Source organism: Shigella sp. FC1967 (assembly GCF_001743005.1).
GTDB lineage: Bacteria > Pseudomonadota > Gammaproteobacteria > Enterobacterales > Enterobacteriaceae > Proteus.
Genome location: NZ_MIIZ01000410.1, coordinates 1 through 9,274, shown reverse-complemented (window position 1 = coordinate 9,274; position 9,274 = coordinate 1). Strand labels below are relative to the sequence as shown.

General features: G+C 38.5%; 8 protein-coding genes and 1 pseudogene. 3 read left to right on the top strand and 6 right to left on the bottom strand.

Translation table 11 applies throughout. The features are described from left to right. Both BHE89_RS03570 and rluF read left to right on the top strand, forming a co-directional pair. The coding region (locus BHE89_RS03570) for a thioesterase domain-containing protein (RefSeq protein ID WP_171742448.1) at nt 1-492 on the top strand (492 nt) is incomplete at its 5' end. Between the two features lie 191 nt (nt 493-683). Then, the gene (gene rluF / locus BHE89_RS03565; RefSeq protein WP_069369556.1) at nt 684-1,565 is read left to right on the top strand and encodes a 23S rRNA pseudouridine(2604) synthase RluF; all 882 of its coding nucleotides are present in this window, start codon (nt 684-686) and stop codon (nt 1,563-1,565) included. A 92-nt stretch (nt 1,566-1,657) separates the two neighbouring features. On the opposite strand, the gene BHE89_RS03560 is transcribed toward rluF, so the two are convergent. The 5 genes from BHE89_RS03560 to BHE89_RS03550 all read right to left on the bottom strand — a co-directional run bounded on the left by BHE89_RS03560 (nt 1,658) and on the right by BHE89_RS03550 (nt 5,859). Continuing rightward, nucleotides 1,658-1,897, bottom strand: coding sequence for a hypothetical protein (locus BHE89_RS03560; protein WP_069369557.1), 240 nt, complete (start codon nt 1,895-1,897; stop codon nt 1,658-1,660). Nucleotides 1,898-1,985: 88 nt separating this feature from the next. After that, nucleotides 1,986-2,426 carry an AsmA family protein gene (locus BHE89_RS24870; RefSeq protein WP_286145862.1) on the bottom strand — a complete coding sequence of 147 codons (441 nt, stop codon included), beginning with the start codon at nt 2,424-2,426 and terminating at the stop codon, nt 1,986-1,988. Between the two features lie 121 nt (nt 2,427-2,547). Next, entirely contained in the window at nt 2,548-3,147 is a 600-nt protein-coding gene (locus tag BHE89_RS24865; protein ID WP_286145861.1) for a hypothetical protein, read from the bottom strand. Between the two features lie 18 nt (nt 3,148-3,165). Then, entirely contained in the window at nt 3,166-3,663 is a 498-nt protein-coding gene (locus BHE89_RS24860; protein WP_286139104.1) for a hypothetical protein, read from the bottom strand. Nucleotides 3,664-4,482: 819 nt separating this feature from the next. Then, entirely contained in the window at nt 4,483-5,859 is a 1,377-nt protein-coding gene (locus tag BHE89_RS03550) for a uracil-xanthine permease family protein (RefSeq protein ID WP_128860306.1), read from the bottom strand. A gap of 258 nt (nt 5,860-6,117) precedes the next feature. Here BHE89_RS03550 and gltS point away from each other — a divergent pair, with 258 nt between their 5' ends. After that, a complete protein-coding gene (gltS, locus tag BHE89_RS03545; protein WP_069369560.1) occupies nt 6,118-7,335 on the top strand; it encodes a sodium/glutamate symporter in 1,218 nt (405 codons plus the stop codon). Between the two features lie 161 nt (nt 7,336-7,496). On the opposite strand, the pseudogene recG reads toward gltS, so the two are convergent. Then, nucleotides 7,497-9,274, bottom strand: a pseudogene (gene recG, locus BHE89_RS03540) (ATP-dependent DNA helicase RecG); the annotation flags it as partial.

The window sequence follows — 9,274 nt, the reverse complement described above, 5'->3', positions numbered from 1 at the left end:
AAAAAAAGTATTGAGTCTCTGGATGATATTCTTCATCGACCAGATTGGTGTGCTGAATTACAAAAACAGTGGCACCAACATATTCCTTTAAGTGAGAAAATGGGGTTACGTATTACTCAATATACGGGAACTCGTTTTTATACCACTATCCCAGAAGCGGGAAACCAAAACCCTCACCACACTATTTTTGCAGGTAGCCAATTTTCACTCGCCACTTTAACCGGTTGGGGATTGATTTGGTTATTAATGCAAGAACATAAGTTGCAAGGTGATATTGTGCTGGTGGATGCGCATATTCGTTATCGCAAACCTGTATCAGGGCGTCCCGCTGCTGTTGCGGATATGGAAAATTTAAGTGGAGATTTAGGGCGATTAGCGAAAGGAAGTAAGGCTCGAATTAAACTGGATGTTGATATTTGTGGTGATGAAGGTATCGGTGCTGTTTTTAGTGGAACTTATATTGTTTTACCTTCACAAAATAAGCAGTGCTAATTTAGCTATCCATCTTTAAAGTAACTTAAAGGAAAATCACTCTTTTTCTTTTTGGGTTACCTTTTTCTATTTTTCTGCATTTTTTTTATTAAAAAAAATAGAGTATAAAAAAATCTATTCTTGAATGCCGGTGTTATAGAGTTTCTATCGCTATCCAATTGATGTATATTTCGCAGTTTACGGAGGGAAGCATGGACACCAATTTATCTACTCGTCTTAATAAATATATCAGTGAAAGCGGGATCTGCTCACGTCGTGAGGCTGACCGTTATATTGAGCAAGGACTTGTCCTTATTAATGGCAAGCGCGCCAGTATTGGCGATCAAGTCTTTGCTGGCGATGAAGTCAAAGTCAATGGGCGATTGATTGAAGCGCAGGATAACTCTGAGTTAGTTTTGATTGCGCTGAATAAACCAGTGGGCATTGTTAGCACCACAGATGATGGCGAAAAAGATAATATTGTTGACTATGTTAACCACAGTACCCGTATTTTTCCCATTGGGCGTTTAGATAAAGATTCCCAAGGATTGATTTTCCTGACCAACCACGGTGATTTAGTCAATAAAATCTTACGTGCAGGTAATGATCATGAAAAAGAGTACCTTGTGACAGTGAACAAGCCGATCACCGATGAATTTATTCATGGAATGGGTGCGGGTGTTCCTATCATGGGACAAAAAACCAAAAAATGTAAGGTTAAGAAAGAAGCACCGATGGTGTTTCGTATTACTTTAGTTCAAGGATTAAATCGCCAAATACGTCGTATGTGTGAATATTTTGGTTATGAAGTCACTAAGCTTGAACGTATTCGCATTATGAATGTTAGTTTGTCTGGATTACCTGTTGGTGAATGGCGTGATCTGACCGATGATGAACTCATTACTCTATTTGAAGCAATTGAAAAATCGACTTCTGAAGCGCCACCAAAACCAAAGCAAAATAAACCGAAAAAACAAATCAGTAGTAATGCGAAAGCATTAGGTATCCATATTCCTCAAACAAAAACCAAAGAAACGGAAAATAATTCTCGTAAGCGTTTTGTTCAGCCTGGTCGTAAAAAGAAAAGACGTTAATTTTATCTGTGAAAATGCGATAAAAACAAAAAAACACCTGGAAGGGTGTTTTTTATTTGTTCTCTTTAAGACGAATGATTGCATCGATAAAATTAGTCTAAATTAAGCTCATCTAATTTATTTTGGCGACGTTCAAGTACGATCGCTGCAAGTTCGGCATCCATAACTCGCTCAATTAATGCATCATAGTCTTCTTTGGAAAGGCAATAGAACAACGGAGTTTTGTTATCATCACACACAAGCAGTGTGCTGTTATCTTCAAGTGCAGTTAAAGGAGATTGTTGAAATACATTTAAAGATATTTTTTCAGGGGAAAAATCTTCGTCAGACATGAAAACTCCACAATAAAGAAAAGGGCAATAGCGCATTGTAACGCTTTTTATAAAGGGAGCAATCCGTGCTCCTGCGAAAAAATCAATATTATAGGTGATTAATTATCTCACCATTTTGTATCACTGCGTTGAGTATTTGTTGTTCACCTTTATTGCCAGTTAATGTGCCATTCAGTGTTGATATGACTGGTTTTGAACGTAAATCACCTTTCAATTTTAATGTGAATTGGCCTATTTCATCAGAGTAGGTTGTTTTTAAACCTAATGTATATAGCGTTGATAAAGGGACATTGAGACCATTAGCAATAAGTGAAAATTGGCGCTGCTGGTTAGATTGCACTAAAGCGGCTGAACCTCGAACAATGCCATTACCAATAAATGCTGAATATTGCTCAACAATAGCATTATCGTGTTGAGTGACAATGTTTAAATCAGGACGACGTAATTCAATACGATTTAATGTACCGCTATCGGCATTTAATACGGCTGAACCTTGCCATAATCCCCATTCACCTTCTTTTGCAACCATTAAATTTTGCAATTTTCCTGTTAAATTGGTGAATTGGAATGGAAATTCTGGCGTGATATCAATCAAGATAGATTGATTGATAGATAACTGTTCGATAGTGATATTTTGAATATTGCTTTTGTTATCTATTGGTTGAGCTAAAAAAAGTGAGCCAATTTTCAGGTAACGTATATAAAAAACCTGATAGTGTGGCGTCTTGGATTGTGATGGTTTTATTGTCTTTATTCCAATGACCGGCAAGTTTAATTAAACCTTTTTCATAGCGTAGACTGAGGTTATCTAGATTGAGTTGATTGTTCTGTTGGTTGAGTTTTGCAATAAGATCAGTAACGTGTTCATTTTGAAAAACAATATCATCTGTATTGAGTTCACCAGTGGTAAATGAAAGCGCGTTATCCCAATTCAATTGAGCAAATTGCCCATCAAAACCACTTATTGCCCACTGTTTCCCTTCAGCAGTCAAATCAACGATATTGAGTGTTTTTATGCTAACACGAGGATATTCAGAGAGAGATTGAATTAATTCGTCAAAGGTTTGTGAGGATTGCCAGCGCAAGCCATTCATATAAACTTCATCAAACTTCCATTGATTGTCTTGATATTGTCCACTTAAAGATAGTGAGCCATTCAGTAGGCGAGTACCTAATTTTTCTATTTGAATATTATTGGGTTGATATTGTCCAGAAATAATAAAATTACTGAATTCATTATTATTTATCATGCCACTAGCAATGGAAAACTAGAAATGACCGGCTCCAATTAAGTCGGTTGATGTTGGGAGCCAGGGTGTGATCCCGCCCGTTATTTTCTTGGCATCAAAAGAAAAATCTGCTTTTTCACTACGTAGCGCCATATTTTTAAATTGTAAGATGTCGGCGCTTAACGGTATTGAAGGTGTTTTGTTGGTAAAATCAATATTGCCATTTTCTAATGTGATTTTTTGTAGATGAGATGGAGTAGTAAAAAATTGCCAATTCAATCTAATTTGTGCTGATTTTGCCGATACTATCGCTTTATCTTGCTTAGGATTAATGAGGAGATCATGAACAATGACTTGCTCGGGTTGCATAAGATCATGCTCAATACCAGAGAAGCGAATATCATAGTCGGTGTATTGTGTCAGCCATTCACTGGTTTTTTGTGCGCCCCACTGAGTCTGAATAAAAGCATAAATGATAATAATAAATAAAATAACGATAAGTATCAGAGATACCAAACTTTTCATCAGCCAGCGCATAACCTGTCTCCTGTTTTATACTCCATCAAAACATTATACAGTTATGCCTGAAAACTCGGTGATGCTCAAGTATTCATCACTCTATAAAACAAGATCATTTAACTGCTTATTTATTTGAGATAAGGGATATCTTGTTTACCAAGTCTTTGGTGAGTGAATTACTGCTCTCTAGTAAATTGGCTTTAATATTACCCAATATTGTTTCTATAATGTTTTTTATGGCTTTGCTCTCTATCATTTAATTCTCCGGTTTTTAATTTATTACCATAGTTAATAAGTTGGGAAATTAATTCATTAGGATCAATGCTACCTGAGTGATAAATATCGTAAAAATTAGGGAGAATACCCGCTTGTTTTTGATGAATATTGAAACGTATAGTTTAGATATTCCTTTTTGTTTTTATCTTCAGAATTATTAAGGGAAGGATTTTTTAAAAACTCATTTAAGTCTTGTTGAATATGTTCTAAATTAAATTCAGCAATAGATTTATTTCCTAAATGAGTAAATTTATGATCACTATTAAACAATGAAAGAATGGAATCTTTGAGATAAGTAAAAAAATTGCCCAATAGTTTGTATGTGAAAGTCTTGAGTAGATGCGTGCTTTTTTTAAGTATTCGAGTGCAGGATTTTTTAATTAGATTAAAAGTTGTTGTCATCTTATTTTTTTTTTTGAGTTTCAATAAAAGATGAATATTATTTACTGTAATCAAACGGAAAGTGCTTTTATAAAAACGCCATTGATCTGCAGGTAATAAATAAAGCGCTATTTTTTGATGATGAAAATAGTGCTTTATTATTTTGTAACTAATTAATGATTATTTTTCTGGCGGAAAAATCAGGTTTAAAATAATGGCTGTTAAACCACCTGCAGCAATACCCGATGACAGCAATGTTTTTAGCCAATCAGGTGCAAACTGCAATATTTGAGGTTGCTGTGAAACGCCCAGCCCTACCGCAAGTGAAATCGCAAGGATCATGATGGCTCGGCGGTTGAGTGCTTCTTTAGAAACAATGCGTACACCCGATGCCGCTATCGTACCAAACATGACTAATGTGGCTCCACCTAATACGGGTTCAGGAATTTTTTGCACAAATTCTGCAACGAATGGAAATAAGCCTAAGATAATGAGCATTGCGGCAACAACATAACCTACATAGCGACTTGCAACGCCTGTTAATTGAATAACGCCATTATTTTGACCAAAACAAGAATTTGGGAAGGTATTGAAAAATGCCGAAACCATGGAGTTAATTCCATTCGCTAAGACGCCTCCTTTAATTCGTTTCATATACAAAGGGCCACTGACAGGTTGCTCTGAAACGTCAGAAGTTGCTGTAATATCTCCTATCGTTTCGAGTGATGTGATCATAAATACCAGCATTAAAGGAATAAGCAAATGCCAATCAAATGACAGCCCATAATAAAACGGCTCAGGAATAGTCATAAGCGGAGTTTCTTGATGTTCTGCAGGTGTGGGTAACATATCTAAAGCCCAAGCAAGAACATAGCCCACTGCCATTGCAATGACCAAAGAAGCAACGCGTAAATAAGGGTTTTTTTGTCGATTAAGTAGAATAATAACAATAAGAACAGAGCCTGCTAATAACAGGTTTTGTGGTGAACCAAAGGTATTATTTTCGATGGCTGCATAACCACCACCAATAGAGGTTAATCCAACTTGGATTAAAGAGAGACCGATTATCATCACGACGACACCTGAAACCAGCGGTGTAATAATACGTCTTGCTAAGTGAAGTACACGAGAAAGGATGATTTCGGTTAATGAGGCAACCATTAATGTCCCAAACAGGGCTGCCATCATTGTTGGAATATCGGCTCCACCATTTTTAAGTGCTAATCCCCCCATAATAAGTGGAGCAACAAAGTTAAAGCTTGTTCCTTGGATTGATAACAATCCTGAACCTATTGGACCCCATGCTCGAATTTGAATAAGAGAAGCAATACCTGATGCAAATAAAGACATACTGATAATACGTTGAGTATCGTGTGCAGGTAATCCTAATGCTTGGCAAATAAGGATCGCAGGTGTGATAACCGCGACAAACATAGCTAAAAGGTGTTGGCAAGCAGCAAAAAGTGTTTGAGGTAATGGCGGTTTCTCTTCTAAAGCAAAAAGAAGTTCGCTATTTTTTTTAATTGAAACGTCACTATTTTTTAGGCAAATTTTGATTTTCTGAAGTAACCATGGTGTGAATTTCTTATTCGACAAAAACAGTATTTTAATGATCTGTGCCACAAAAGCAATCGTTTGCGCGAAAATGATGTTATCAAAATGCTTAAGAGGCGCTCACATTTTTATATGTTTTAACTTGTGTTTGTCTCCATTTTTTTTTTCTAATCGGGGATACCTGCTTTTGGCGTTGTTTATGGATGAACTTAGCGTCGTAGTATTTTTATATAAAATTAACAAATAAGACGGGGTACATAAATGTATCATCTTGATGTTTATGGCACGCTGGTTGCGGCCACTTTGGTTCTCTTGATCGGACGTAAATTAGTGAAATCTGTTCCTTTTTTAGAACGGTATACGATCCCAGAACCCGTTGCAGGTGGGCTACTTGTTGCAGTTATTCTATTAGCATTCAAATCTTTTATGGATTGGGAAGTGAGTTTTGATCTTTCACTTAAAGATCCATTAATGCTGGCCTTCTTTGCAACAATTGGTTTAAACGCAAACCTCGCAAGTTTAAAAGCGGGAGGAAAAGCACTTTTTATTTTCGTCTTTGTTGTTGTGGGATTGTTGTTAGTACAAAATACCGTCGGTATTGCATTAGCAGAAATGTTAGGTCTGGATCCTTTAATGGGGCTACTGGCCGGTTCGATTACCTTATCGGGTGGTCATGGTACGGGTGCCGCTTGGGGTAAAACCTTTGTTGAAAATTATGGTTTTATGAGCGCATCTGAAGTGGCAATGGCTTGTGCTACTTTTGGCTTAGTTTTAGGTGGATTGATTGGTGGTCCAGTTGCACGCTACTTAATCAAAAATATCCCGACACCGGGATTAGGCGCCGATGACCATGAAATGCCAACCGCATTTGAGAAGCCGACAACAGGTCGAATGATCACTTCAATGGTTTTATTAGAAACGATTGCGATGATCTCTATCTGTTTAATGGCAGGTACGTTCCTTTCCCAATTGTTAGAAGGTACTGCATTCTCACTACCAACCTTTGTGTGTGTTCTATTTATTGGTGTGATTTTAAGTAATAGCCTTTCAATGCTTGGGTTCTACCGTGTTTTTGATAGAGCGGTGTCAGTCTTAGGTAACGTGAGTTTATCGTTATTCTTAGCGATGGCATTAATGAGCTTGAAATTATGGGAGCTTGCATCACTGGCGATACCAATGCTGGTTATCCTTGGAGTTCAAGCCGGTGTAATGGCGCTGTATGCTATTTTTGTGACTTTCCGTGTCATGGGTAAAAACTACGATGCCGCGATTTTAGCAGCAGGTCACTGTGGTTTTGGTTTAGGCGCAACACCAACGGCGATTGCGAATATGCAAGCGGTAACAGACCGTTTTGGACCGTCTCATCTTGCGTTCTTAGTCGTGCCTATGGTTGGTGCATTCTTTATTGATATTGTGAATGCAATAGTGATTAAACTGTATCTAATGCTACCGTTTTTTACGCCAATCGTTGCAGGGTAGTTTGGTTGCTATAAATTAAAATAGCGTCAAAACGTTAAAGAGCACCTCAATGTTGAATATCAGCATTGAGGTGTTTTGCTATGCGGTATTAAATTTACGAATATTTCAAGATCAGCCCAAAGCGAGTTTAAACGCACGCTAAGCCATACAAAAGAATCACCTTAAGCTTGGCTGTATTGTGTCTTAGCAGGTAGCCAGCGTTCGATTAAGGCTTGAGAATGTTTAGGATAGTGTTGATGCAGATAACGAGCAATGCGCTGAACCTCAGGAATAAGCCCTTGGTCGCGTAACAAATCAGCGACTTTAAATTGTGCATTACCTGTTTGCTTAGTACCTAAAAGTTCACCAGGGCCACGGATTTCGAGATCTTTTTGTGCAATCACAAAACCGTCATTGCTATCTCTTAATACCTGCAATCGCAAACGTGCTGTTTGTGTGAGTGGTGTTTTATATAGCAAGACACAATGAGAGGCGATTGCGCCTCGGCCTACACGTCCACGTAATTGGTGTAACTGTGCGAGTCCCAGTCGTTCTGGGTTATCAATGATCATTAAACTTGCATTAGGTACGTCAACACCGACTTCAATTACGGTTGTTGCAACTAAAAGTTGAAGCGCATTTTCTTTAAAGGCGGTCATGACGGCCTGTTTCTCTGCAGGTTTCATTCGCCCGTGCACCAATCCCACGTTGATTTCAGGGAGTGCAATGGTCAGTTCATCATAGATAACTTGGGCGGCTTGTGCTTCAAGAACATCAGAATCTTCAATTAAGGTACATACCCAATAGGCTTGTCGCTTTTCTTCTGTGCACGCTAGCTTGATGCGTTCAATAATGTCATTACGGCGAGTATCAGGGATAGCGACCGTGGTCACTGGTGTTCGACCCGGTGGTAATTCGTCGATAATAGAGGTGTCCATATCCGCGTAGGCCGTCATCGCTAATGTTCTCGGGATCGGCGTTGCTGTCATGACTAATTGATGGGGATGAAAGCCTTGCTCTTCACCCTTTTTCCATAATGCGAGACGTTGATGAACACCAAATCGGTGTTGCTCATCAATAATCACTAAGGCTAGGGAGTGAAATTTAACTTGTTCTTGGAAAATAGCATGCGTTCCAATAATGATCGATACTTCACCATTCGCAATGGCGTTTTGTTGTGTTTCGCGCGCTTTCCCTTTCTGTTTTCCGGCTAGCAACCTACTTGGATATCAAAAGGTTCAAACCATTTTTTAAAGGTTAATGCATGTTGCTCTGCCAATAACTCTGTTGGTGCCATTAAAGCCACCTGCTTGCCATTAGCAATGGCACGTAATGCGCTTAACGCTGCAACTAACGTTTTACCTGAACCTACATCTCCTTGGATTAATCGCATCATTGGATAGTCTTTTTCTAAATCGGCTTCTATCTCATTGACGACACGTTGTTGTGCATTCGTAGGCGTAAAAGGGAGCGATGCGAGAAATTGCTGACGTAATGTTGACGTATTTGGCATAAACAATGGTTCTGCACGATAAGATTGTGCGCCAGCTCTTGCATTAAGCATACCTAGATTGTGGGCAAGTAACTCTTCAATAATGAGTCTTTTTTGCGCAGGATGCTGTCCTTTTTCAAGCTCTGCAAAAGCGATATCTGGTGGCGGATTATGCAGTGTACGTAATGCGGTGGCTAGCGGGGGTAAACCGTGAATAAACTGATCGGGTAATAGTTCATGAATAGCACAGGTATCAAGTAATTCTAATGCTTGCTCTATTAATTTACGTAGTGATGCTTGGCGCAAGCCTTCTGTTGTTGAATAGATGGGCGTGAGTGTTTCTTGCAGTTTAACTTCAGAGCCAGCTACTTTGATTTTGTATTCAGGATGAATAATTTCTGGGCCCCGACTTCCTCGTTTCACTTCACCATAAGCAGTGACTTGTTTACCTTGAGCAAGGTTATTTTT